The organism is Lacticaseibacillus sp. YLM2-1, from assembly GCF_056583465.1.
Window position 1 is genome coordinate 2,432,458 of record NZ_CM152617.1, and the last position, 24,909, is coordinate 2,457,366.

Genomic DNA, 24,909 nt, shown 5'->3' on the forward strand with positions numbered 1-24,909 from the left:
CTCTCTAATCAAACCAAATAGCAGCTGCAGTGACATCTGAGCCATCATCCCATGTGATAGTCCAGCTGCTAGTGTAAACAGCTCATTACTTTGCGTGACGATACTTGCGAACTCCGGCCAAGCCAAGAACCGCAGTCACGACAGCACCGGCCTCAGCCAAAATTGTGCCCGCTTGGCTTTCACCAGTTGCAGGATAGGCATGTTTGCCATTCTTCTGAGCAACCCGACTCATCGGCTGACTACTTGAAGGCTGTGCGGCAACAACTGGAATAACAGCAGCACTGGAAGTCTTCGGGTTAGCCGCACTTGATGCTGACGAACTAGCAGCACTTGACGCTGCTGAACTGCCGGCGCTTGATGCTGACGAACTAGCAGCACTTGAGGCTGCTGAACTACCCGCACTTGAGGCTGACGAGCTAGCAGCACTTGAGGCTGCTGAACTGCCCGCACTCGAGGCTGACGAGCTAGCAGCACTTGAGGCTGCTGAACTACCTGCACTTGATGCAGACGAGCTAGCAGCGCTGGATGCTGCTGAACTGCCCGCACTCGATGCAGATGAACTGGCAGCACTTGACGCTGCTGAACTGCCCGCACTCGATGCTGACGAACTAGCAGCGCTGGATGCTGCTGAACTGCCCGCACTCGATGCAGATGAACTGGCAGCACTGGATGAAGCTGAACTGCCCGCACTCGATGCGGATGAGCTGGCAGCACTAGATGAAGCTGAACTGCCGGCACTAGATGCACCCGATGATGAGGCACCACTAGAAGGCGTTGACGGCTTAGGACCAGGATTCAACGCTTCAACCTGTTTAGTTAATGCAGCAATAAATGAGGCCAAGGCACTTTCTTGTTGCGCATTGAAAGCTTGAACCTTACTGTTATTGTCTTTTTCCGCTTGTGCTTCTTGACTGGCAAACTGGTCAGCTAATTGTTGAACTGCGTTGTTCAAAGCGGTCGTTTGAGCTTGATAAGTTTGATCTTGACTGTTCTTGAGATTCTGAAGATTATCTTTTACGGTTTGAATTTTTTGATCAATTTCTTTGTTGTTGTCTTGACCAGCAGAGGGCGATGATGTTTGAGCTGGAACTGTTGCGATGTTTGCGCCAAATAGATTTCGATCGGTACCATTTGAATTCATTATCCATGCATTCTGAACTGTATTATATTGCAGAGAAAATCCCATGAACTTATCTTGACTCAATAAAATATTGCGATGCCCTTGATAACTATCATTATCAAAATTAAAGAGACCATTAATAGAATCTGCCATAGCTTCCATAATTTCAAGCATTGTTGGATTTTGTTCATAGCGATTACCCATGAACGAAGGCGTACTAATTGAAGACAAAGTTTCATCAACGTCATAACCAAACACATTTAAAATTATATTCTCATTATGATCAGTTTCTCTGACATTTGTTAAAGTCTGTCCACGTTGTTGAACCATATTAAGAAAATCATTAGTGGTAGAAATCGGCGCCAGACTCATTGACTTACGATAATTATTAACCAGCATCATAGCATATTGATTCAATTCATTCTTCTGAGCATCTGTTAACTGATTGTTATATACAGTATCGCCTAAAGACCATGAAGGTGTCTCATTGATGTCCCCCTCATCTCCATCATCAGAATGAGCATAGATGCCATCCATCAACCCAGCCTGTGTCGGATCTGTGAATACAGGAAGATTTTGAATTAAGTAATTACCATTCCAATTACTATTGTTATCCCTATGAGTAACAACATTGGTCCAGAGTCCATTCTTTGCTACATAATCAAATGTCCCACCGTCACTGACAGTATCAGCCGGTTGACCAGAAGTGCGTTGAGCATTCAATGAATCAATTTGCGCATTTGCAGACTGACTAGCGGCTGCATAAGATGACGCTTGCTGTGATTGTAATGCTGCTAGGCTACTTGCTGCACTTGAACTAGCAGCAGCCAGAGAAGCTTGATCTTGCTGTTTTTGCGCCGCTGCTTGGCTAGCTAAGCTGTTGGCATAAGAAGCTTCTGTTTCACTGGTCTTTTGCTTTTCAGCAGCTTCAGAGACAGCTGCGTCTGATTTGGCTTGATCATATTTTGCTTGTTGTGCCTGCCATTCTGCTTCGGTCATGCCTGATGAAGCTGGCATGCTGGTGTTGGCATTGGCGGCTTGACTTGCTGCTTGATAGGCCGCAGTTGCTTGTTGTTGTGCAGCTGCCGGACTGGCCTCACCGTTGGCTTTAGCGGCGTTGGCTGTTGCTACAGGTTGGGTGTTTTTAACAGCACTTGCAGGTTCAGTTTGTGCTGCCGCCGGTTGACTCACTTGTCCATCTTGGGTGAGTGTCACTGGCTGAACGACAAGGTGCGTGTCTGTTTCTGCAGCATTGACAGGTTGAAGTTGCGTCAAGGCGACACCACCTAACGCTAAGGCAAATGCGGAAACTACGACCCACTGGCTGCCGCGTTTGTACATCTTTTTTCTATCATTAACAACATGTTCTTTAACCCGGTTATATAACATGTTACTTCCTCCAATACCATTAAAATTATGTCTTTTGATTCGGGGCACAAATTTCATTATATATATTTATTAGGTATATTATGCCTAGGCAACCTGTTACTAGCCTTTCGTTGCTGGCGTTACCGATATTGTGCCAAAACGGGCATCCGCACCAAAATGGCCTTGATCTATTGGTTATTCTCTAGTAATCGTTGCATGTCGAAATGGTGTCACAAAAGTGTCTTTAAAGTCACCTGTCCCTTGGATCTTTTCAAGATTACGGTCACTGATTGACGCGCTTTGTGCACTTACATACTGCCAAAAGAAATCTTGTTCAAATGCTTGTAACAATGACGCAACAGTTGATCCTTTCTCCTTCAAGCTTGCTGGCAGAATGTCCCATCTTTGTGTCAGAAATACTTGCAGTGCTGGTTGCCACCAATTCTTATAGCTGCGGAGAACAAACGTTGGTGCCGGAATCCGATTTGGCTCGTCGAGATATTGACGAATCCGCTCGATGACACTTGCTAAAATAAATTGTGTGGACGGTAATAACGCAACCTGCGCGCCACTTGGTAGTGCTTTGAATGATTTTTGCTTATTTGTCGCCAGTTGATAAGCTTCCACACTCTTTGCTTGATAACTCGAAGTGCTTTTAATTTGTATAAACTTGATAAAGTCATCTGCATTTTGCGTTCGATAAGGGACTAAATCGATAAACTGAATTGGATAGTGACTTAAAATTTGCTTTGCTTCGCTAACGGGCATCGTTGTGTTAGATTTTTCATCTGCATCAAACAAGGCCCGAAGCAACATCGAAGTGTGCTGCGCATACCAATGCTGTTTATCTCGCTTTGTGTTCTGTCTCAGATAGTCCGTTAGCGTCATGTCGCCAGTATCTGTCTTGTTTGTTCGGAAGAGCTGTTGATAAATAATATTGTTGGCTGGCTTACCATCTATCCATTCTGCATCCTCCTCATGCACATATTTTTGAATGTTGACGGAGCCACCCTCTCTTTCTGCACGAATCAATTCCTCAACTTGTCCAGATGCTACCGCTGGATTAATGTTCGCGATATAAATCTGTGCTTTTTGCGGATCATGTTCAATCGGTCCAGCAGGGACACCATCATAAATCGTTGTTTCGGTTTCATTAAAATTAGCTCTTGCTTGTGGCTTATGGATATATTGCGCATCTGCTTCAAATAGCCAGTTGAAGGATAGTTCCTCTGCCATTGCTTCTTCTTCTTTCAATTGCTCGTATTCAGCAATCTTCTCTTCAAGCTCAGGCCGCCATTGGCCTTTATTTTTGGTATTCGGTTCTCGATATGGATTCAAATTTGCTAGCAGATCTCGCCAGCTCTGTTCGTCTTGTTTCGTCATAGAATCCCCTCCATTCATCTAGGTAAAATAACTATAGTATTTTAAATGGGCATATTACGCCTATCTAAACCCAACTAAAAAATTTCACCAGTAAAAAAGGAGACTGCTGAATAGGTAACGATTTTCTTGCGGTTTATGATAAAAAGTCCGGCAGAATCTGATTTGACGTCAGATTTTCCCGGACTTTTGTCGTATCAGGGTTTTCCACCCTCTTACTTTTCGCTCATTATTTTCATAATTCGCTCCATATTGGCATAAAAGAGCGTCATGGCCTCAATGCTATTAGACCAGCTTATTGATGGCTATGTTTGGTTTTGACTGCTGCATTCTTCGCGTCAATTCGATACCGTAACTTGATGATGTCTTGAAATGCTTGAGTTGCCTGAAAGGTCCTCTGGTCTTGATGTGTTTAAGATTTAATCGTGACGCTATAAGTTTTTGTCTTTGCGCCTGGTTGATAACACCCTTGCTGCCGTGGACATTCATGACAATGATGCGTGTCAAAGTAATAAGTCCGGCCTTGATCGCAGCTTTTACCTTTTCTCGTGACTCGCGAGTCCATAAAATCTGCAGGACAAACAAACATACCGGCATCTTTGTTGAAGTTCCAAGTCTGGACTGGAGTCCTTGATCCGTTGAGATGATGAGATAGAGCAATGAATATAACTGAAAGTGATCACGCTTGGCAAGTTTCAGATTTTTCCCCAGACGAGGCGATGTTACCGGTCATTTCTTCAACCCTCAGAACATTTTTTCTATTTTGATTAACTAAGCTTTCCAGAAACTGCCCATCACATTTTGACATAAGAGTGGCAGCTCGTTTCAGTTCAGTGGCTGTCAATCACTAAATTGATGCGACTAACAATTAGCACTATGACATCCTTAAAAATAACCGCCATGAAATGCAGGATTAACGGTGCTTTTTAGATAAATCTTGAAAAATTTCAACGTTTATCGGTAATTGTACGGCGTTTAAAAAATAATAACAAAAAGCTCGACATTTTCGTGTACATTGTTTGTAGGAAGCTAGCCCCCTGTGTTGTGAGCATTATGTCGAAAACAAACACGAGGTGATTTGTCTAACATTCAATTATTAACGAATACCGAACTCTGCAAGGTAAACGGTGGTAGTAACGCTCTTGACTGTGCTGCAGGAGTCGGTGCTAGCCCACAAAGGGGACTGATTTTTTGAAAACTCTTTCCAAGATTGCTCATATCGTCAGTGCCTTGTCAGGCGTTATTTTAGTCATCACCATCATTTCCATTCCAAAATACGACAGTATGGCACTGAATGTGTTTATTCTGACAGTCTCAGCAACAATGATTATTGATAACTATAGTCGAGAATGCTAAGACAAATTTTTAATAAAGTTCCATTCTTTCAGAATTTCACAAATTAAATACCTTGCCACTAACAACAGCCTCTACTTTGCAGCAATTCGCAAGCAAAGCAGAGGCTGTTATTTTGCGGGAAAAGTGTACCTTCTGTCTCAAACACATGTATGGTCATACTTTGGTTTTCTGTTGTTAACGAAAGAAAAGATGTGCGATGGCACTTTTTATTGATAAGGTGAAGTCTCGCAAAATTTTCGACTCACGCGACAACCCAACAGTGGGGTTGATATCATTTTGTCTAGCGACACCGTTGACCAAGACGTGATACCTTTAGGGGCTTCTACTGGAAAAAGAAGCTGTTAAACTGCACTATAGCGGTGATCGGCAGGCACACTTGCCAGTTAGGCAAAAAGTATCCCTGAAGTCATCATCCCCACAACCACCGCTACCATCCCCGCTACCACCGTGCCAACATAATAAAAGATCGCCATTGACCACCGCCGATTTTTAATCAGGATAAACGCGTCTGCCATGAACGTTGAAAAGGTCGTAAAGCCGCCGCAAAAACCGGGCAGTAGGAACAGTCGAAACGCTGAGAGCGTTGGTAAGCCAACTAAAAGTCCTGCCAGCAATGAACCCAGCACATTGATGAGTAGCGTCGCCAACGGCTTGCCGGGCCAGAGCATTTTCCCTAATACGGTTATACCGTACCGGCAAACAGCGCCGAGACCGGCTCCGATACCAATTAAGATCACCATTGTTTTTTGTCCCTTCTTCCAACGAGTTTCGAGGCCAAGAATCCGGCTGTTGCTGCTAGCAGTCCGCCCAGCAGATTGAGCATCAACAGTAGTGTGGCATAAATCGCATGCCTTGGTGCCAAGGTCGCAAAGTCCAGCATGAGCGTGGAGAATGTCGTGAAACCACCGATGACACCTGTCCCGAGGACAAGCAACAGCCATTCAGGCAGATCGAACTTCATATCCAAGCCATAAGTGGTGAAGGCCAGTAAAAAGCTGCCGATTAAGTTCACAATGCTTGTCCCCATCATGGTTGTGCCATCGTGGGTCACGCCACTGATGACATATCGCAAAATGCCACCAATAAAACCGCCAGCAAAGACGGCCAACAACCAACTAACATGTATTTTTTCACGATGCTGCATCATGATCTCCTTTCGTGGGAACGCACTCGCTGACGCAGAAACCTCTGCATAAACATATCAGGCTAAGATCTGTCACTTTGTCCTGAGGCCATTTATGCTGCAATTTTTAAACGCACCAGCTCATACTCAGAAAAAAGACACCTACCCTGATTTGCTCAAGGTAGGTGTCATCAACTTGCGTATAGGCGAACACCATCGCCATTTAATTTATTGAAAGTATAGCAAATGTTTGGTCCGAACATCAACAACAATGAACGTGGTTTGTGCATATCTTGACACACACAAAACGAGTTGTTATTTTGTTCGTATATACGTGATATATTAAAACAATGCGTAGATAAGAACATTCTCCTGAAATCTAATTGGTCTCTCAATGGTAATGGGTTCATCCTAGTCGCACTTACAAGCCAACTGATGATCGCTTTTTCACATCAACAGCCGCGCTACTGCTGGATCAAGTTCAATTAGTTGCACTGCACAAGTATATTGACCGCTTCACGACCTCTAAGGTATAATTAAGGAGTTGAAAAGAGGCCACCGGGGTGCGACCCGATGACCTCGACGCAGTTCAGATGACGATTTGGTAAAAGCTAATCCTTGAGGTTAGCTTTTTTGATAATCGCGTACGCTTTGGCCATACTGGTAATCAGTATGCTAAGCGCAACGATAATCGACGCCACATCCAACGCGGCGAACCCCTTTCGTCTCCTGATTTTGGCATGGCTATCACCTCCGCACTTCAAAAAATGTTGAGGGGTGTGTGCCATCCAATCTGCTGGACTAAGAAAAAGGGTAATTAGTCCTCTCTCTAAGCTTGCTTTCAGTCTATAGGTTTTCCCGAATGCGGTCAATAAGAAAAATTGGTCTTTCGCACTCAAGTTAATCTCCCTCTTGCACCCAAAAAGAAAAAAGCGTACGCTCTATTCGTATAGAAGAACAGGCGATGATGTTCGCCGCAAATGATTGTGTAGCAATCTGATGACGTCTACTGAAACGACTTTTATGTCGCTTCGGTAGGCGTTTTTTCGTTGTTACCAAAAGGAGAGATATTATGATGGCACTTTTTATTGATACAGTGAAAGCTCGCGAAATTTTCGACTCACGCGGCAACCCAACAGTGGAGGCTGATGTCGTTTTATCTGATGGCACCCTTGGTCGAGCCGAGGTACCTTCAGGGGCTTCTACTGGTGAAAAAGAAGCGGTTGAGTTGCGCGATGGCGGTGATCGACTGGGCGGTAAAGGTGTGCTGAAGGCGGTCAATCATGTCAACACGGCGATTAATCAAGCCTTGCATGGTGTTTCGCCTTTTAATCAGGCTCACGTTGATCAGATCATGATTGATTTGGACGGCACCCCGAACAAGACCAAGCTTGGCGCAAATGCTATTCTTGGCGTCTCGATGGCCACGGCTCGGGCCGCTGCCTTGGCCACCCATCAGCCACTTTATCGTTATCTAGGCGGGACAGATCTAGAGTTACCACAAACCTTCCACAATGTGATCAATGGCGGTGAACATGCCGATAATGGTATTGATATTCAGGAATTTATGATCACCCCAGTTGACCGGACGTCTTTCCGTGATGGCTTTGAGAAAATTACGAACACCTATCACACCTTGAAAAAAGTCATCGAGAAGGCCGGTTACACGACTGGGTTGGGTGACGAAGGTGGCTTTGCCCCTGACTTGAAGAATTCCGAAGATGCTTTGCAAATGCTACATGACGCGATTCTTCAAGCCGGCTACACCCCCGGTAAGGAAATTGCGATTGCTTTTGATGCGGCGGCTTCTTACTTCTACAACCACGACACCAAAAATTACGACTTTGAAGGCAAAACCTACACGCCAGAAGAACTTGGTGCTTACTACATCAAGCTGCTTGATCAATTTCCTGAAATCATTTCGATTGAAGATCCTTACGGTGAAGACGACTGGGATAACTTTGCCAAATTTACCGCTAAGTACGGCAAGCGTATCCAGATCGTGGCTGATGATCCAGTCTGCACCAATCCGAAGTTGATCACGGAGGCTATTCAAAAAGGCATGGCTAATTCGATTCTGATTAAGCTCAATCAAATCGGTACTGTTACTGAAACCCTCGAAGCGATTCGCTTAGCCCGTAAAAACGGCTACACCACGATGATGTCCCACCGCTCTGGCGAAACTGGCGACACCTTTGTTGCTGACTTCACCGTTGCCACCAACGCCGCCCAACTTAAAGCCGGCGCCCCAGCCCGGTCTGAGCGCGTCGAGAAGTACAACCAGTTGCTGCGGATTGAAGAGGAACTCGGAAGTGACGGCACGCGACTGGCCCATTTTCCAGATAGTGTTCAATTCGACTAAATTCAGAGCAAAAGCAAGCAAGAGACCGAGCGTTTAGCGACGATCGGCCTTTTTGTCTGAAAGGATATCGATGCAATGACACAATATAACGGTCTTTCACAATCTGAGGCAACCGCACGCTTAAAATAAAATGGCCCCAACGAGGTCAAAGAACCAACCGTGAGTTTCATCCAAGGCGTACTCGCGCGTCTGTGGGAACCTTCCGCCTGGATTTTGGAGGCAGCTTTAGTTGTCGAAATCGTTCTTGGCAAAGGTATTCAGGCAGGTTTTATTGTGCTGATGTTGCTGTTTGCGGCTGTGAATGGCGCGATTCAATCAACGCGGGCTCGGGCGGTTTTACGCAAGCTATCACATGAATTGACCCCGCTTGTGGCCGTGAAACGTTCTAGCAAGTGGGTCACAAAACCCGCAAAAGAGTTGGTCGTCGGCGATTTAATTAGTCTGCGTCAAGGAGATATCATCCCCGCTGATGCCTGCCTTCTGGACAACGCGATTCAAGTCAACGAAAGTAGTATCACTGGCGAAGCTGCCTCGGTTCATCGGCAGGTCAATCAAACTGTTTATGCTGGAACCGAAGTACTGACTGGACACACGCTTGCTGTCGTGACAGCGATTGGTGCAGACAGTCGTTCAGGAAAAACGATCACCTTGCTCAACCAATCAGCCGCACCCGGTCACTTGCAGCAACTGCTCGGTCGAATCATCAACGACCTTGCGATTCTCGATAGTGTGCTAGCCATCATTCTGATCGTTGCCGCTTTAATTCGTGGTGAAAACTTGATCAGCATGTTTCCCTTTTTGGCCATGTTGTTCATTGCAACGATCCCAATTGCCATGCCTTCCAGCTTTGCGGTGGCAAATTCAGTTGAAGCAAAAGTGCTTAGTCGTGACCATGTTTTAGTTAGTGATCTGTCTGGCATTCAAGAAGCGGCTAATCTTGACGTGTTATTGGTTGATAAAACCGGCACCATCACTGAAAACAAGCCTGTCGTTGTGACGTTTACAAATCTGTCGGATCTGCCTGACGAAACCGTACGAGCTTACAGTGCTTTTGCTTGTGACCAACAACACCCTAGTGTCATCGATCAAGCTATTTTGACATTCACTAGTAACAATCATGTTGAAGCAACCCTGAGCAACTTCACACCGTTTACTGCCGAAACGGCTATGCAAGTGCAACCATCACAATTGCTGATCGTTTGCTGAAAGTTCGTCTTGGCTCTTTAAAAGTGCTACAGTCACGTGATCCTGAATCACCAAAACTACCACATCTAGCCTTAGATGCAGGCCGCTCAGTCGCTATCTCAATTAATGAGCACCTTGTTGGCGTCTACATTCTTGAAGACACTATTCGGGCCGATAGTAGGCAAGCCATTGAAGCTATTAAAAACCGCGGTGTGCAGCTGGTCATGCTCACTGGCGATAATGTCAAAACGGCTCAGACCATTGCTTTGAACGCAGGCTTGACAGGTCAAATCGTAGCCTTTTCACAATTACCCGCCACCTTTTCTTTGCAGAATCTAGCTGGCATTGCCGAGGTAAAACCGGAGGACAAACTAGCTATCGTCCAGCGATTGCAAGCCAGTGGACACATCGTGGGAATGACCGGCGATGGCGTGAACGATGCCCCTGCTATCAAGCAAGCTGAAGTCGGCATTGCAGTTGAGAATGCCGTGGATTTAGCCAAACGAGCAGCTAAAATGATTTTGCTTGAACCCGGTCTAACCTCCATTATTGAGATTCTTGATAGCGGCCATCGCGTTTATCAGCGCATGATGACGTGGACCATCACCAAGTTATCGCGAACCGCCGAACTGACGATCATCCTAACGCTAGGTTATTTGCTGAATCATTTTCTGCCGTTGACATTAAACGCGATGATCCTTGTTGCCATCTTAAATGATCTCGTGACATTGGTACTTGGTACTGATCGCACCAGCATCTCCCACCATCCTGAAAACTGGCACTTAGGCAAACTCGGTTTTATCAGCGGCACACTCGCAATCGGCTGGACGCTCGTTGGGATGATTATCTTGACGCTGCTCACCAACCTTCACGTATCGCAAGGCCAGATAAGTACCATCATTTTCAACTATCTGATCTTCAGTGCCATGCTAACCATCCTGATCACCCGCAGCAATCGCAACTTTTGGCGCAGCAAACCAAGCCGTGCCGTTATGACGGCGATCACGATTAATATCGTCCTCACAATCACCCTTTCATTACTCGGCTGGGGCATTGTGGCTATTCGGGCAACAACAATTTTGGCTGTTCTAGCCATCACGCTGGTAACAGGTGTGCTATTAACTAGGATGCGGCGACTTCTCTAATATTGTTTTCCAAACAGAATAAAAAAGTAATAACGGTGCAGTTGGTCTAATGAATTTTATATAATTTACGTTATTTTTTGTCACGATCCGAGCACCGAAATTTTCAAAAAATCAGAAATGTTGTATCGGGTTAACCTCAGTATCGTTCTGCACCAGACTAAATCTAAGTATAACGGTCATCAAAAAGCAGGCCATTTGTGTAAAAACCGAACGAAATGTATAAAATGTAAAATTATTGTAAAGTTATTGATTCGGATATTATAAAAAAGTATGATTTGAATGTTCAAGTGACTTGTTCGTCTCAGTTCACTCTTTTGCGTCGCCGAGACAAGCAAGGTTCTGCTTACAAATGATTGATTCTACTTTTATGGAGGAAAACTGATGAAGTTCTGGAAAAGAATTGCAGTGGCTGGGATGGCAACCATTGCTGCGTTATCGCTGGCTGCTTGTGGTAGTAAGAGTAGTTCTAGCAGCACAAGTACAAGCAATAGTTACACCCCCAAGTCATTAAATATTCAGTTTGTACCATCAAGCAACGCCAATACAATCGAAGCAAAAGCAAAACCTCTGGCTAGTTTGCTGAAGAAAGAGCTTGGCATCCCTGTCAAAGTCACCGTTTCGACAGACTACAACTCAATTGTCGAAGCTATGAAGAGTAAACAAGTCGATGTTGGGTTCTTACCACCTGATGGTTACGTTCAGGCACACGCGCAAAAGGCAGCCGACGTTTTGTTGATGGCGCAACGATTTGGGATCAAACAGCCAGGTGGGAAAAGCACCGACAAACTGGTTGATTCATATCGTTCGATGATTGTTGTTAAAAAAGGCAGTAGCATCAAATCTTGGAAAGATCTCAAGAATAAAAAAATTGCCGTTCAAGATGTTACCAGTTCCGCTGGCTATATTTGGCCGATTGCCGAACTGTCCCAAAAGGGTCTCGACATTGTTAAACAAGATACCTTGGTTACTGTCAAAGGTCACGATCAAGGTGTCATGTCAGTGCTAAACGGTGATACCGATGCCGCCTTTGTTTTTGAGGATGCCCGCAATATTGTCAAAAAAGATGTCCCTGACATTATGGACAAGGTTGAACCCATCTACTTCACAAAGCCAATTCCTAATGACACGATTTCCGTACGTCAGGACATGAGTGCCGCCTTCCGCAAAAAGCTTAGCAAGGCTTTCATCGACATTGCTAAGACAAAAGAAGGTCATGCGATTATCTCAAGTATTTATACACATGAGGGCTATGTCAAAACCACAGATAGTGCCTTCAACATTGTGCGTAAGTATGACAAAATTGCCACTGGTGAATCAAAAAGCAAGTAAAGCAACGTTGCAAAAGCGCTAGCCACCTAGCGCTTTTGCTATACATGGAGGAAGTTTGCATGTCAGAAAGTAACCACCCAGTTATTGAGTTTGACCACGTCTCAAAAATCTATCCTAACGGTGTCGTAGGCCTTAAAGACATCGATTTAACCATTAATCAAGGCGAATTTGTGGTTGTCGTTGGCTTGTCAGGAGCCGGGAAAAGTACACTGATGCGGGCCATCAATCGGCTTCACGACATCTCTGAAGGCGACGTACGTATTGATGGTGTTTCCATTACCAAAGCAAAAGGCAAGAAACTATTGAATATTCGTCGGAAAATCGGGATGATTTTTCAAAGTTTTAACCTAGTCAACCGCTCGTCAGTCTTGAAGAATGTTTTAACTGGACGAGTCGGCTATTATCCAACTTGGAAAATGGTACTAGGTTTATTTTCCGCTGAAGACAAACAACGTGCTTACGATGCCTTGCGGACAGTAGAATTGGAAGATAAAGTTTATACCCGTGCCGACCAACTTTCCGGTGGTCAACAGCAACGTGTGGCGATTGCACGTGCCCTTACGCAAACCCCAACGATTATTCTCGCAGACGAACCGATCGCCAGTCTTGATCCTCAAACTACAAAACGGGTGATGGATGACTTGCGGCGAATTAACCAAGAAATGGGCATTACTGTCGTGGCTAATCTACATAGCGTTGAGGTTGCTCAAGCTTATGCTACTCGCATTATCGGTATTCGGGCGGGTCAAAAAGTGTTTGACGGTCCGGTTGCCGAAGCCACTGATGAAATCATAGCTAGTATTTACAGCGGTAATGAGCAGGAGGTGTCATAATGACAGCTCCTACGTTACCGAAACGTCAGCTGCAATGGCGCAAGTGGCTGCTTACTGGCATCATGGTACTTGGTTTAATTTGGTCGATTGGGATCACCAATGCAAATCTCGGGTTGTTTTTTAAGAATTTCAGTCAATTCACTGTCATTTTTACCGAAATGGCGCATGTTGACTGGAGTTACGCTTATTACACAATCGATCCGATGATTCAGACATTGAAAATGGCAATCATTGGCACCTTGATTGGCTCTGCCGTTGCTTTTCCATATGCCCTTTTAGTTTCGCGCAACATTGTGACTAATAAAATTGTGGTAGGCATTTTTCGCTTTGTGCTCAATATTGTCCGTACCATCCCCGATCTCATGTTAGCGGCACTTTTTGTCGCCATTGTCGGAATCGGACCAGTGGCCGGTATTTTTGCGTTAGCGATCTTTACTTTTGGGATGGTTGGCAAGCTGTTTTATGAGGCAGTTGAAACGATTGATCCTGGGCCGCTTGAAGCACTTAAGGCAGCAGGTGCAGGCCGAATTGAAATGATTCGTTTTGCAGTGTTGCCGCAGATCGCAAATTATTTTGTTAGCTTCGTCTTGTATGCTTTCGAAATTAACGTTCGGGCTAGTACGGTGCTCGGCTATATGGGAGCTGGCGGGATCGGTATTTACTTGCAACAGGCATTATCCATGTTTCGGTATGATCGGGTCGGTTTGATTGTGCTAGTTATCTTTGCTGTTGTACTTGTCATTGACTACATTAGCGGTAAGGCTAGGGAGGTGCTTCTATGAATCACTCAGCTTCATTGCCAAAGGCCCCCCTGCAACATCGTTGGCGCAATTGGTTACTGACAATAATCACCTTAGCGATTATCGTTTGGTCATTCACAGGTATGCCAAGTCTTGAAATCAAACCCAATGCGTGGGTCGTTACCAAGTCAATCGCTGCGGGGTTGGCACATCCCGATTTTAGCTATGTTTGGACAGGTGATGGCGAAGATCTGACTTCTACGCTGCTGCAAACCTTAGGAATCGCCTTTTTAGGAACGTTCATTTCAGCTATTATTAGTCTGCCATTTGCTTTTTGGGCTGCGAACACACAACACAAGTTTTGGCTGACGACTCGTTCTGGCAAATTTGTCTTGACTGCCATTCGAACTTTTCCTGAAATTGTCCTGGCGTTAATGTTTATCAAAGCCGTTGGTCCAGGCTCTTTTGCTGGCGTACTAGCAGTTGGCTTTCATAGTGTTGGCATGCTCGCAAAACTTTTTTCCGAAGCGATTGAAAACATGAACAATCGTGCCGGAGAAGCCGTGATTGCCGCTGGTGGCAATCGATTGGATGTCACTGTGATCGCCAGTTTGCCACAATTGATACCAGAGTTTGTTTCTAATACTCTCTACCGTTTTGAGTTGGCCATTCGTTCAGCATCGATTCTTGGTATGGTAGGTGCTGGCGGTGTCGGAACACCTTTGATTTTCGCTATTCAAACCCGTTCTTGGTCTAGAGTGGGCATCATTCTGTATGGCATTATCATTTTAGTAACCCTCACCGACTGGCTTTCTGGTTTTCTGCGGAAACGGTTAGTATAAAGTTCGTTGAAATCCTAACATGTCGGATCATTTGCAGATGAAGATCCGCTCTTCTTCGACCAAAAGTGAGAGGTTATTTTAGTTCAGTGGCAGTCGTTCAACAATCAAATTGATTTGATGGAAAAGGATTTTCAAGGCCGAGGTTCGCTTAATTCTGTTTTTGATTTCAGAGACAATGAAAAGGTACATCAAGGCCATTTTCATGCATAACCAAAGATTGATGCTGGAAAAATGCCAGAAGCACTCAGCATTGAAAAATGTCCCGTTAAAAAAATAATTGTGATTGCTTTATGATGCCATGGTCCTATCAAAAAAGACTCCCTGAGATATTTCATCTTAAGGAGTCTTTTTTATCCAGCAAGTCCCGGGCTGCAACTGATCAGTCGCTACCACTGACTAATGTTGTCTTCATATCCACCTTCTCGGTCACAACACCTTCTTGATAAAAGGTATTCGCGATTTGATTTTCTTCATCGACAATGCTGCTATCTGCTTTAACGAGCGCCATGGCATAAGTTCGGCGTTCAACCATTTTTTGAATCACAGCGTCTGATAGTTTCAAGGTTTTACTGAGCATGGCAATGAGTTGTGTGTGGTGATTATTGGCCCACGTCATATCATCGTTGATATAGGTTGTCAGCAATTTGCTCAGCGCGGTGTGAGTTTTGGCATAATTTTGGGTTGAGATCAGGAAGTCACGATTCTTTGCCAAGCCGGTGCCGTTTGTCAGCAACTTGGCCCCTTGATTGACTTGTGCTGTTGCCGTATACGGATCCCAAGTGACCCAAGCATCCACACTGCCTTTTGCAAAAGCGACCGATGCTGAACTTTGATCCATATTCACTAATTTAACATCATTGGTGGACAAACCTGCCTTTTTTAAGGCCTGAATAATCAAGTATTGGGCGGCAGTGCCTTTTTGATAGGCGATCGTCTTGCCTTTCAATTGCTTGAGATTGGTGATCTGGCTGTTCTTACCAACAAGAATACCGCTGCCATATTCCTTGGTGGCACCAGCAGCAATCAGCGCAATATCCGTGCCAGCAGCTTTTGCTGTCACTGGCGGCGTATCGCCAACGCGAGCGTAGTCGATCGCCCCACTTTTCAAAGCAGTCATGAGCGCAGCACCATCAGAAAACTCCTTGAAGACGACTTGATAGCCTTTTGCTTTCATTTTTTTGATTAACTCACCGTGCTGGCGGGCAATGTCGACAGGATCGGCCTTTTGGTAGCCGATCGTGACTGTTTCCAGATCACTGGCCGCCGTCGTGGTCTGCGTATAGCCATAGACGGCAACACTAAGCCACATGATTAAGCCGATCACCAAGAACCAAAGGTGTTTTTTATGCTTCATAGGCTTGTCCGCCTTGCATTAGCTGTTTGCGCAGTTTCGGTCGGAGTACTTTCCCAGTTGCATTGACCGGAAAGGCTTTGACAAAAACGACATCGGTTGGACATTCATACGCTGCCAAATGCTGGCGAGCGTAATCGATCAAGGCGGCTTTGGCTTTCATTGGGTCGCCAGTCACGTTTTGGCGAATGACAACCGCCGTGACTGCTTCGCCATAAAGTGCATCCGGCAAACCAATCACCGCTACTTGAGCAACCCAGTCTAACTCATTAAGGATATTTTCGACTTTTGCCGGGGCAACCTTTTCACCAACGCGATTGATCATTTCCTTACGACGGCCTTTGACAAACAGATAGCCATCTTCGTCTAAATAGCCAAGATCGCCAGTGAGGAACCAATCGTCTTTGAAAGATTCAGGATGCGGTTCGAGGTAATCATGAATGACGTGATCGCCGCGAAGAGCAATTTCACCTTCAACATACGGTTGCTGGCTCAAAGAACCGTCCGCCAGCATCAGTCGCAGTTCTGTACCCACCGGCTTGCCGGCAGACCCAATTTTCGGTGCATTAATTGGATTTAAGGTACTCTGACTCGCCGTCTCAGTCATACCATAACCTTCGAGAATCTGCGTATGAAAATACGTCTGAAAGGCTATCAACTTATCTTCTGGCAATGCAAACGAGGAACTGCGGACGAATCGCAAATGAATGTCAGGGTGATAAGCTTTCAAGGCGTTTTCGTTCATGAGCAAAATCGAAATGATTGTCGGCACAACTGAAACCCACGTGACATGGTTGTCTGCGATGAGCGGCCAGAATTTGCTAGCGGAGAACTTCGGTGCGATGACAAGTTTGCCACCTGAAAGTCGGGTAGCCAAAACCGAAATCACCTGCGCATTGATGTGAAACATCGGCATCACGACCATGGCGATATCATCAGCTGATAAGGCATGGCTTTTGGCATCGTGTTGGGCCGCATTCAACAACATGCGATGGGTTAAGCCCACGCGTTTCGGCTTGCCAGTTGTGCCCGAAGTGTTGAGGATCAAAGCCAGATCCTCTTCTTTTGGCCGTTTCTGCGGCGCGTTTATGCGATACGCAAGCTGACTGGCATCAGTTAAAATCGCTAGCGCTGCGATAGTATGCAGACGAAGCCGACTGCACGGCACCAATGGTTCTGCCAGCTTTTCGCCAACATCAGGCAAGGTAATAACTGCCTGATAGTGATACAATGACCATTCCGCCTTCAGTTCTGGCAACGGGGTCGCGGCAGCAATCGGATGGACAACCGCACCAATCTCCCAAAGCGCCTGATTTAACGCCAGATGGACGGGAGCGTTTGGCAAAGCGACAAGAATCTGATCCCCTGCACCGATTTTCAGTTTATTCAACTGGACACGCAAGGCTGCGACGTCCTCTTCAAGATCGCGCCCGGTATACCAAGTATCGGCAGCGACTGATTTCACAATTGGGTAATCACGCTCATTTATTAGATTCTGAGACAACAGATCGGTGAGTTTGCTCATGATTCAAGACTCCTTTCGATGAAACTGACAAGGACTGCGGACGGCCAATCAGCCACCCAAACGGCGCGATCCGGTAGCATAGCCAAGCAATGGTAAATGAAACAACTAGAATAAAGATATAGCCGATTGGTAGTAGTAAGATCAACATGCCATTGCTAAAACCACCGAGACTCAACAAGCTGCCTAACAAGCTAATAGCAATGGTTTGACAAAGATAAACGCCGAAAGAAACTTGCGCACCATGACCGATCAGTCGTGCCAACCAATGTTCGGGTCGCTTCGTATGCCAGACCGCGTATCGCTGGCCTAATACGAATACAAAAGCGATCATCACGACATCGTAGATCAACATATAAGGTTGGTGCGGCGAAACAGCAGCGTTGTGACCAAAGTTCAGAACTTGTTTGTTAAAAACATAGAGACCAATGGTGCCGATACTGAGACTCAAAGCACCCCAGCCGATTAACACCTGATGGGCAAGAAGCCATTGCTTGACCTTTTCATAGTGCAGGCTGACGAGTCCACCGCTGATGAAGAAGAACTGATAGGTGAAAACATTGACCCCATAGGCCTTAAACCACCATAACCAGTTGCTTGTGTTGACATGTGGCAACCCATACTTAATGCCGATGACTAGCAGCATTTGAACGCCGAAGCTAGCGACGACTAACCTGATATGATGACCAGCCATCCGTTTAAATAGCCACAGCATGGCTGGAAACAATAGATACAATTGTAAGGTGACCAAAACGTAGTAGAGGTAAAATTGATCGCCATGCAGCAAGGCACTGAGATAGTCTGGCCAGAAGTTGGCGATGGTAAAGCCGCCAACACCAAGCAGTACTGAACCTGCCAACAATAAAGTGTTCCACAAGACGTAAGGTACGCCGACTGTTGTGAAGCGTTTTTTGTAAAACAGCGGCCAATTGCGCTGACGCCGGTAATACACCATCGTCAATACCAAACCGGTCATAAACATGAAACCCATTCGCGTAAAATGAATCATTAAATGTGTGGCTAAGAATCCAGTACTGATTAAACCGCTGGATGTTTGATGCTGAAATGCCGTTGTCGTGTGATTCAACAGCACACCCGCAATAAAAATCAAACGCATAAGATCAATTTCATATAGATAAGGATGCTTAACTTTTTTCGGCTCGCGCCGCTCGCCGTCATTCGCCTGCTTCATGTTGTCACCGGCTCTGACACAATCGCGTTCAAAACTCGTGCTGCTGTGTTCGCAATTTTCTCTGGTGATTGACCACGAGCACCGCTTGTTTCGTATGCCAGCTTGCCATCTTTGACAACCACAATGCGATCGGCCATGCGTGCAGCTTCATTAACATCATGCGTGATGAGCAAACTGCTTAAATGCTGTTTTGTGAAAATATCAAGGATCAGATCTTGCATATGTTGCCGCGTCAAGACATCTAATGCGCCAAGCGGTTCATCGAGCAACAGTAACTGCGGCTTAGCTAACAACGCTCGCGCCAACGCCAGCCGCTGCTTTTGACCACCTGAAAGTTGTACTGGATAACCATCGCTTTTGTCAGCAAGGCCAACTGCTGTTAACAGTGACTTAGCTTGTTGCACGATAGCGGGATCGTGTGATCGAAAAGAAACGTTGTCCAAATTGGTTAACCACGGCAGCAAGCGATCATTTTGAAACATCATCCGCATGACCAGTCCATTTTGACGTTGGATGTCACCGGCAGTCGGCGGCTCGAGTCCTGCGATTAGGCGAAGAATGGTGCTTTTGCCGCCGCCACTCATGCCGACCAGTGCCAAGAATTCACCTGGGTACAAATTAAGATGAATGTCATGCAAGACAGTTTTATCGTTATAGGTTTTTTTAATCTGACGTAAACTAATAATTGGATCAGTCATGCCTCGACACCTCCTTGACGCCAACTAAGGAAGACTCTTTCTAAACTTTTCGCAATGAGGTCGGACACCTTGCCGAGCAATGCGTAGATCAAAATACAAAGCAGGACGGTGTCCATCCGCATAAATTCTTGTGCATTCGTTGCCATGTAGCCTAAGCCGGAACTCGAAGAAATGGTTTCTGCGACAATCAATGTGGTCCACATCACGCCCAGCGCGTACCGCACACCCATCAAAATGTTGGGTAAAGCCCCAGGAAAAATAATTCGCGTGAACAAGTCGCGCTTTGAAAGACCATAGGCATGCCCCATTTCAAGCAATTCTGGATTGGCCGTTGTTATACCTTGATAAGTATTGATGTAGATCGGGAACATGACCCCGATTGCCACCAACGATATTTTGGCCGATTCGCCAATGCCGATCAGAATAATCAGCAAGGGAATCAAGGATAGATGCGGAATGTTGCGAAGCATTTGAATCGGACTATCTAATAAGGCTCGGATTGGTCTGACCAAACCGTTCATCAGGCCAAGTACAAATCCGATACTGCCACCGATCGCAAACCCAGCTGTTGCACGATACAGGCTAATCGCAATATTTTTTGGCAATTCGCCACTTTGCCACAAGGTGATGCCATCTTGAATCACCGTTAAGGGTGCTGGAAGTAAGGAACTCGTGAGCCAGTTAAAACTGACCGCGGCTTGCCATCCAGCCAGTAATCCCAACGGCACGATCCAAGGCAGTACCTTGAACCAATTGATATGTCTTTTGGTCCGCGGCTTTGGCCGTTGCGTGAGTGTCGTGACTTCTTGCATCAGGGCCATCTCCTTTAAGTTGATGGTGTTCATACTAACGAGAGCAACTTAAAGCTGACTTAACTCCATTTGAAGAGTTTATGACCTAATCAGCATAAAAAAATGCCCTTTCAGCACGAATCATCAGCTGAAAGGACCGGAAGTTTGTCTAAAATGGTTCTTGACCAAAAGGAATTCATAATCAATAACATGGCGAGCACATTTGAGTTTTAAATCATTTGGCTCAATTCTGTCACTTCAAAATTTAAAAAAGGGCATCAGGTGTTGGATGTCGCAAATGATTTTCGCCTTATTTTACGTGCCTGTACTTTGATATTTCACCAGAAAAAGCCGCCATAGTTGATAAACGAGGGTGAAGAAAGCAACCGAGATGCCAACAACCAGAATAGCAAAATACCAGCGGCCGTTGTCAATGACCGTTGATTGCGGAATAGCGGCCACCCAACCTAATGGTAAAAACCAGGTGAGGATCATTTTTAACGGCGTATTGTAAATGGAAAGCGGATATTTTGAAAATTCAAAAAAGTCATAAACTGTCTCCGATAAATCTGCTAACCCTTGTGACAACAACGACACCATCCCGCCTAGTAAGGTTAAGGATAAGAAGATTAAAGAAGTGGCACAGCACATCAGCAGGACCAGCAAGAAAATAAGTAAAGGCATGTGCGAGCTGAATGCAATCGTGGTCAAAATCAGTACGGATATCGCCAAGTCACCCCAAGCATCTTCATCAAAACTTTCATTCAACAACTGAAAAAGCGGATTGACAGGTTTAACCAACAAGCCGTCAAACTTTCCTTTTCGCACATAATCCGCAATATTCAGCGTATTAATGAAAAAACAGCGAAAAATCGCAAATGAGGTGCTGGCAATGGCATACGTCGTCAACAGTTCCGTAAACGTATAGCCCTGAATCGTCGGGACTAACAAATATAAAAAGCGAAGTGCCGCAACATTAATCAAATTTTGAATCATCATGCCAGCAATTGAAAAATAAAAATCAAAATCGTAAATGGCTAATGATTTGAAATTAATTTTGAAAAAGGCTAACAGTAAGCGCGCATATCTCGTCATCAGCTAACCTCCCTGAACCACAACACGTTGGATCGCTATTTTCAGCTGCAAGTGATAGACACCAAATAACGTGGCAATATAGAGACTCTGCATGAACAATGTCGGCCAAAAGTCGGCAGCCTGCTGCTGTGATAACAACTTACCAATCGCACCGAACGCGTATTGAAATGGCAAAAACTGTGCGATTGTTTTCACCGCTGCTGGGTAAAAATTCACTGGAAAAACATTTCCCGACACGGCCAGCAAAACAGCAGCTTTAAACGTATTGATACCCCAAATGCTATAGGTGTAAAAAGAAAATAGCCCTATGATCGCCTCGAGTTCAAAATACAGTACATATCCAAGCATGACCGCCATCACCAACAACGGTAACGTCTGCCACGCAAGCGCTGACTGCCTCACCACGACCAATAGGATGACATCAGGGATACCGATAAAAATCAACTTGCCAAATGAATAACCAACACTTTCCCAAAAATAATGGGTCAGTAACGGCACTGGCCGCAATAACAGGCGGGCGATATTACCTGTACGAATATCGTCGTGGATAGCAAAGCTAGTTTTCGGAAAGACGGCCGTCAATAGTTGCATGAAAATCAAATAAGTGATCGTTTCGGCAAAAACGGCACTTGGCCGATGCCGCAAAACACTTTGCCACAGAAAAAACATCACGGCAATCGAAATTAAATTGCCAAATAAGTAGAAGCCAAACGCATAGCGATTGGCGACACTCCTTTTCAAACCAATTCGAATCATCATCAGTCTTAACGTCATTGGCCGCCACCTGTTGTCAGTCCTGATGAAATGACATATTCTAAGCGTTTATTCGCAATCGTCACAGAAGCCAGCTCGGTTGTCGCGATGAGTCGCCTCATAAAATCTTGAACCTCTTTAGAAGATAGTCCCGCAACTCTAAAATTGCCATTGGGTAGTGTCTGCACCCCAACGTCAGCAAGAGCCGCTGGCAGATTAGCTGAATCAACGAGTGAAAATTCAATCTGTGATGGCGTCGCGATTTTTGACAAAGCTTGTGCGGAAATGTCTGTCAACAGTTTTCCGTGATCAAGAATTAAAATGCGTGAGCAAATTTTTTCAACATCCTCAAGATCGTGCGAGGTGTACAACAAGGTCTTGCCTTCGACTTGTTGTAGGAACTTAACGATTTTATTCTTAGTGACCACATCAAGGCCAATAGTTGGTTCATCCAAAATGATCAGCTCCGGATCATGAAGCAGCGATGCCATCACCTCCGCTTTCATCCGCTGACCTAAGCTTAACGTTCTAACCGGTTGCTGCAAAAAGTCTTTTGCATCCAGTAATGACGTTAAATGCTCAACCCGCGCCAAAAAATCTTCTTTTGAAATACGATAAATCTCTTTGTTTAATAAAAACGTATCATAAACCGGGAGATCCCACCTAAGCTGACTGCGCTGCCCGAACACGATGCCAATGCGTTGCGCATTTCGCTGCCGATATTTTGTCGGATCTCCCGAAAATGTAGCAAGTGTCCCATCATCTGCCCGCAAAATCCCCAAAATCATCTTGATGAGTGTTGACTTTCCCGAACCATTTAAGCCGACAATGCCAACTTTTTCACCTGGCTCAACGGCAAAGCTGACATCATCAACCGCCGTGAAAAGTGTACGTTTCTTTTTAACAACGCCAATTTTTGCTACTTTGACGTATTGTTTAGTAACATGGTCTACCTCGATAAGCGCCATGAAGCTCCTTCTTTCGTTCAAATCCATGTGACCTCAATGTTAGTGTCAATAAAGACATTTGTCCGTTTTTGCTCAGCTTCATCGTGCTTCCTCCTTAGTCTTTAAAAGAATAACTCCTGACATGTTTACTTTAGTAGATTACAGAACGTTGTTTGCGCCGTCAAACAAAATCACTCGATAGAAAGTGAATATTATCGGCTTATTATGCCTACAACATTTCTTGACATAAATTAATTGCATTATTAATATCAGAACTCTTCCATTCTATAACTCTCGCTTTAATTTTTTGATGATAAATGCTATTTGGTTTAAATGTTACTTCCAAATTTTCGAGTAAAAAAACTAACTACTGGAAAAGCGTTCGCAAGCCATGCTATACTTGAAGCAGAAAAAACCGCCGCGTACCAGCGCGGCGGTCGGGCAGAAATGCCCTCACAGAACCATCTAATGAACGATGGCTGTTGGAACAGGCAACTAAAAGCCGCGAGATCCGCTCAAAGGAAACGCGGCTTTTAGTTTGCCTATTTTTCTCGGAGTTGTCCGAGCGCCTTGCGGAATTCGTCCACTGCTAGTAGCAGTTTGGTACTGGCTCTGATCAACCGTGTTAGGGCGACCACCAGTATCATGCACGAAACCACGCAGGCCGTGATCGTCGTTAATGCAGCGACCACAGACAAGTGAATGTACCTTTCTCATCAATGTGTGGCTGATAGGTTTCCCCATACGCACCACCACCTCTCTGATCTGGTACCACCGTTCATTATCCTTTTCTGTGTTGCGTTCAGTATATCAGACCAAAAAATACCATGATGGAAGTTTTTTGAATATGACTTATTCAACAGATAATAGACTCCATACGAGGTTAGCGACCTGCTTGGTGCAGATTAGCCTAAAATAAGTAATTTTCTAACTCAAAATTTTAATATCCGATTCTTTATAAAAGATAAATTAAGAAAGGTCCTTCCCGTCAATGGAAAATGAACTCAAGAAGCTGCTTTCGATGCCCGATCCTTTGCAATTCAACCAGCATCAGTGCGAATGGCTGCTAGATCATATCAGCGATCCCAATGCCGAGATTCGGGATAATCTTGTTTATTCCCTATTAGCACGCGGTTTTTTAACTGAAGGTTTCACAACTGCTCAACGAAAAGCAATTGCCACCCGCACCACGCAACAAGCACAACTTTTTACTGGTCTCAACAATTCAGACAATGACAAGGTCTTCACCAGAACCTTCACCGCCTTATTAGGGGCGATTTTATTAGAAACCGATAGCAGCAAACCATTTCTAACTGACAAACAAATCCAAACTTGGATAGATTGGGCTCTCAAGTATCTGCAAATCGAAACCGATTGGCGCGGTTATGTTTCGATAAAAAGGCTGGGCGCATGGCATTGCCCATGGCAGTGATTTGCTTGCAGCGGCAGCCGCTCATCCTAAGATAACCACAGCGCAGCTTCAGCAGGCGTTGGATGTCGTCGCTAATGTCTTAGCTCAACAAAAAAAGCCCTTCCTAGACGATGAGGAAGAGCGGTTAGCCATGGTCGTTTTACGTGTTAGTCAAAATTCAAACCATGCAACTGACAGCATCAGCCGTTTTTTTAACGAAACCGACATTATTCGCTGGACTGATTATACAGAGCATCCGCATAAAAACAAAGCTTATTATCGCGTCTCGTCGTAGAAGCGCCTGATGATGACGTTGTATTTTATGGCACCGTCTATGCAGCCAACACTGTTGCCGCTGGTGACAAA

Annotated in this window: 22 protein-coding genes, 1 pseudogene and 2 riboswitches; of the genes and pseudogenes, 9 read left to right on the forward strand and 14 right to left on the reverse strand. The window is 45.1% G+C overall.

Features of this window, described 5'->3' with window-relative positions; genetic code table 11:
• Positions 1–85 precede the first annotated feature (85 nt).
• Both AC07KQ_RS11750 and AC07KQ_RS11755 read right to left on the reverse strand, forming a co-directional pair.
• A complete protein-coding gene (locus tag AC07KQ_RS11750; RefSeq protein WP_013246069.1) occupies positions 86–2,509 on the reverse strand; it encodes an SEC10/PgrA surface exclusion domain-containing protein in 2,424 nt (807 codons plus the stop codon).
• A 174-nt stretch (positions 2,510–2,683) separates the two neighbouring features.
• Complete coding sequence (locus AC07KQ_RS11755; protein ID WP_013246070.1) at positions 2,684–3,871, reverse strand: hypothetical protein; 1,188 nt, start codon at positions 3,869–3,871, stop codon at positions 2,684–2,686.
• A 1,188-nt stretch (positions 3,872–5,059) separates the two neighbouring features.
• On the opposite strand from AC07KQ_RS11755, the gene AC07KQ_RS11760 reads away from it, so the two are divergent.
• Positions 5,060–5,224, forward strand: coding sequence for a hypothetical protein (locus tag AC07KQ_RS11760; RefSeq protein WP_003576369.1), 165 nt, complete (start codon positions 5,060–5,062; stop codon positions 5,222–5,224).
• A gap of 383 nt (positions 5,225–5,607) precedes the next feature.
• Here the strand turns inward: AC07KQ_RS11760 and AC07KQ_RS11765 are convergent, their stop codons facing one another.
• The 3 genes from AC07KQ_RS11765 to AC07KQ_RS11775 form a co-directional block, all read right to left on the reverse strand.
• Positions 5,608–5,964: a fluoride efflux transporter FluC gene (locus AC07KQ_RS11765; RefSeq protein ID WP_003576372.1), complete on the reverse strand. Its 357-nt coding sequence runs from the start codon at positions 5,962–5,964 to the stop codon at positions 5,608–5,610.
• Positions 5,958–6,368: a fluoride efflux transporter FluC gene (locus AC07KQ_RS11770; protein ID WP_274991016.1), complete on the reverse strand. Its 411-nt coding sequence runs from the start codon at positions 6,366–6,368 to the stop codon at positions 5,958–5,960. Before AC07KQ_RS11770 ends, AC07KQ_RS11765 begins: the two co-directional genes overlap by 7 nt.
• A 154-nt stretch (positions 6,369–6,522) precedes the next feature.
• A riboswitch (Fluoride riboswitch) is annotated at positions 6,523–6,577 on the reverse strand.
• Between the two features lie 381 nt (positions 6,578–6,958).
• Positions 6,959–7,246 (reverse strand): hypothetical protein, encoded by a 288-nt coding sequence (locus AC07KQ_RS11775; RefSeq protein WP_013246073.1) that lies wholly within the window; start codon positions 7,244–7,246, stop codon positions 6,959–6,961.
• Positions 7,247–7,298: 52 nt separating this feature from the next.
• A riboswitch (Fluoride riboswitch) is annotated at positions 7,299–7,363 on the forward strand.
• A 59-nt stretch (positions 7,364–7,422) separates the two neighbouring features.
• Here AC07KQ_RS11775 and eno point away from each other — a divergent pair.
• The 6 genes and pseudogenes from eno to phnE (AC07KQ_RS11805) all read left to right on the forward strand — a co-directional run bounded on the left by eno (position 7,423) and on the right by phnE (AC07KQ_RS11805) (position 14,783).
• Complete coding sequence (eno, locus tag AC07KQ_RS11780; RefSeq protein WP_013246074.1) at positions 7,423–8,709, forward strand: phosphopyruvate hydratase; 1,287 nt, start codon at positions 7,423–7,425, stop codon at positions 8,707–8,709.
• A 189-nt stretch (positions 8,710–8,898) separates the two neighbouring features.
• Positions 8,899–11,039, forward strand: a pseudogene (locus tag AC07KQ_RS11785) (HAD-IC family P-type ATPase).
• Positions 11,040–11,420: 381 nt separating this feature from the next.
• The gene (locus AC07KQ_RS11790) at positions 11,421–12,368 is read left to right on the forward strand and encodes a phosphate/phosphite/phosphonate ABC transporter substrate-binding protein (protein ID WP_003567447.1); all 948 of its coding nucleotides are present in this window, start codon (positions 11,421–11,423) and stop codon (positions 12,366–12,368) included.
• Positions 12,369–12,427: 59 nt separating this feature from the next.
• A complete protein-coding gene (gene phnC / locus AC07KQ_RS11795) occupies positions 12,428–13,201 on the forward strand; it encodes a phosphonate ABC transporter ATP-binding protein (protein ID WP_003567449.1) in 774 nt (257 codons plus the stop codon).
• Positions 13,201–13,983, forward strand: coding sequence for a phosphonate ABC transporter, permease protein PhnE (gene phnE / locus AC07KQ_RS11800; RefSeq protein ID WP_003576383.1), 783 nt, complete (start codon positions 13,201–13,203; stop codon positions 13,981–13,983). The genes phnC and phnE (AC07KQ_RS11800) overlap by 1 nt, the downstream gene beginning before the upstream one ends.
• Positions 13,980–14,783, forward strand: a complete 804-nt coding sequence (gene phnE, locus AC07KQ_RS11805; protein WP_003606005.1) for a phosphonate ABC transporter, permease protein PhnE — start codon at positions 13,980–13,982, stop codon at positions 14,781–14,783. The genes phnE (AC07KQ_RS11800) and phnE (AC07KQ_RS11805) overlap by 4 nt, the downstream gene beginning before the upstream one ends.
• 379 nt (positions 14,784–15,162) lie before the next feature.
• Here phnE (AC07KQ_RS11805) and AC07KQ_RS11810 read toward each other — a convergent pair whose 3' ends face one another.
• The 9 genes from AC07KQ_RS11810 to AC07KQ_RS11850 all read right to left on the reverse strand — a co-directional run bounded on the left by AC07KQ_RS11810 (position 15,163) and on the right by AC07KQ_RS11850 (position 23,876).
• Entirely contained in the window at positions 15,163–16,137 is a 975-nt protein-coding gene (locus AC07KQ_RS11810; protein WP_003567455.1) for an aliphatic sulfonate ABC transporter substrate-binding protein, read from the reverse strand.
• Entirely contained in the window at positions 16,127–17,659 is a 1,533-nt protein-coding gene (locus tag AC07KQ_RS11815) for an AMP-binding protein (RefSeq protein WP_274991015.1), read from the reverse strand. The genes AC07KQ_RS11810 and AC07KQ_RS11815 overlap by 11 nt, the downstream gene beginning before the upstream one ends.
• Entirely contained in the window at positions 17,616–18,848 is a 1,233-nt protein-coding gene (locus AC07KQ_RS11820; RefSeq protein ID WP_003567458.1) for an acyltransferase, read from the reverse strand. The genes AC07KQ_RS11815 and AC07KQ_RS11820 overlap by 44 nt, the downstream gene beginning before the upstream one ends.
• A complete protein-coding gene (locus AC07KQ_RS11825) occupies positions 18,845–19,546 on the reverse strand; it encodes an ABC transporter ATP-binding protein (RefSeq protein ID WP_480156566.1) in 702 nt (233 codons plus the stop codon). The genes AC07KQ_RS11820 and AC07KQ_RS11825 overlap by 4 nt, the downstream gene beginning before the upstream one ends.
• Positions 19,543–20,358, reverse strand: coding sequence for an ABC transporter permease subunit (locus AC07KQ_RS11830; RefSeq protein WP_003571451.1), 816 nt, complete (start codon positions 20,356–20,358; stop codon positions 19,543–19,545). Before AC07KQ_RS11830 ends, AC07KQ_RS11825 begins: the two co-directional genes overlap by 4 nt.
• 294 nt (positions 20,359–20,652) lie before the next feature.
• Positions 20,653–21,432: an ABC transporter permease gene (locus AC07KQ_RS11835; RefSeq protein ID WP_003567464.1), complete on the reverse strand. Its 780-nt coding sequence runs from the start codon at positions 21,430–21,432 to the stop codon at positions 20,653–20,655.
• Positions 21,433–21,435: 3 nt separating this feature from the next.
• Positions 21,436–22,206 carry an ABC transporter permease gene (locus AC07KQ_RS11840; protein WP_003571452.1) on the reverse strand — a complete coding sequence of 257 codons (771 nt, stop codon included), beginning with the start codon at positions 22,204–22,206 and terminating at the stop codon, positions 21,436–21,438.
• Entirely contained in the window at positions 22,203–23,153 is a 951-nt protein-coding gene (locus AC07KQ_RS11845; protein ID WP_003567469.1) for an ABC transporter ATP-binding protein, read from the reverse strand. The genes AC07KQ_RS11840 and AC07KQ_RS11845 overlap by 4 nt, the downstream gene beginning before the upstream one ends.
• Positions 23,154–23,627: 474 nt before the next feature.
• Complete coding sequence (locus tag AC07KQ_RS11850) at positions 23,628–23,876, reverse strand: hypothetical protein (protein ID WP_003659627.1); 249 nt, start codon at positions 23,874–23,876, stop codon at positions 23,628–23,630.
• A 247-nt stretch (positions 23,877–24,123) separates the two neighbouring features.
• Between AC07KQ_RS11850 and AC07KQ_RS11855 the strand changes: the two genes are divergently transcribed.
• Both AC07KQ_RS11855 and AC07KQ_RS11860 read left to right on the forward strand, forming a co-directional pair.
• Positions 24,124–24,564, forward strand: a complete 441-nt coding sequence (locus AC07KQ_RS11855; protein WP_003659628.1) for a DUF2785 domain-containing protein — start codon at positions 24,124–24,126, stop codon at positions 24,562–24,564.
• Position 24,565: 1 nt separating this feature from the next.
• Positions 24,566–24,838 (forward strand): DUF2785 domain-containing protein, encoded by a 273-nt coding sequence (locus tag AC07KQ_RS11860; RefSeq protein ID WP_013246079.1) that lies wholly within the window; start codon positions 24,566–24,568, stop codon positions 24,836–24,838.
• The last annotated feature ends 71 nt before the right edge of the window (positions 24,839–24,909 follow it).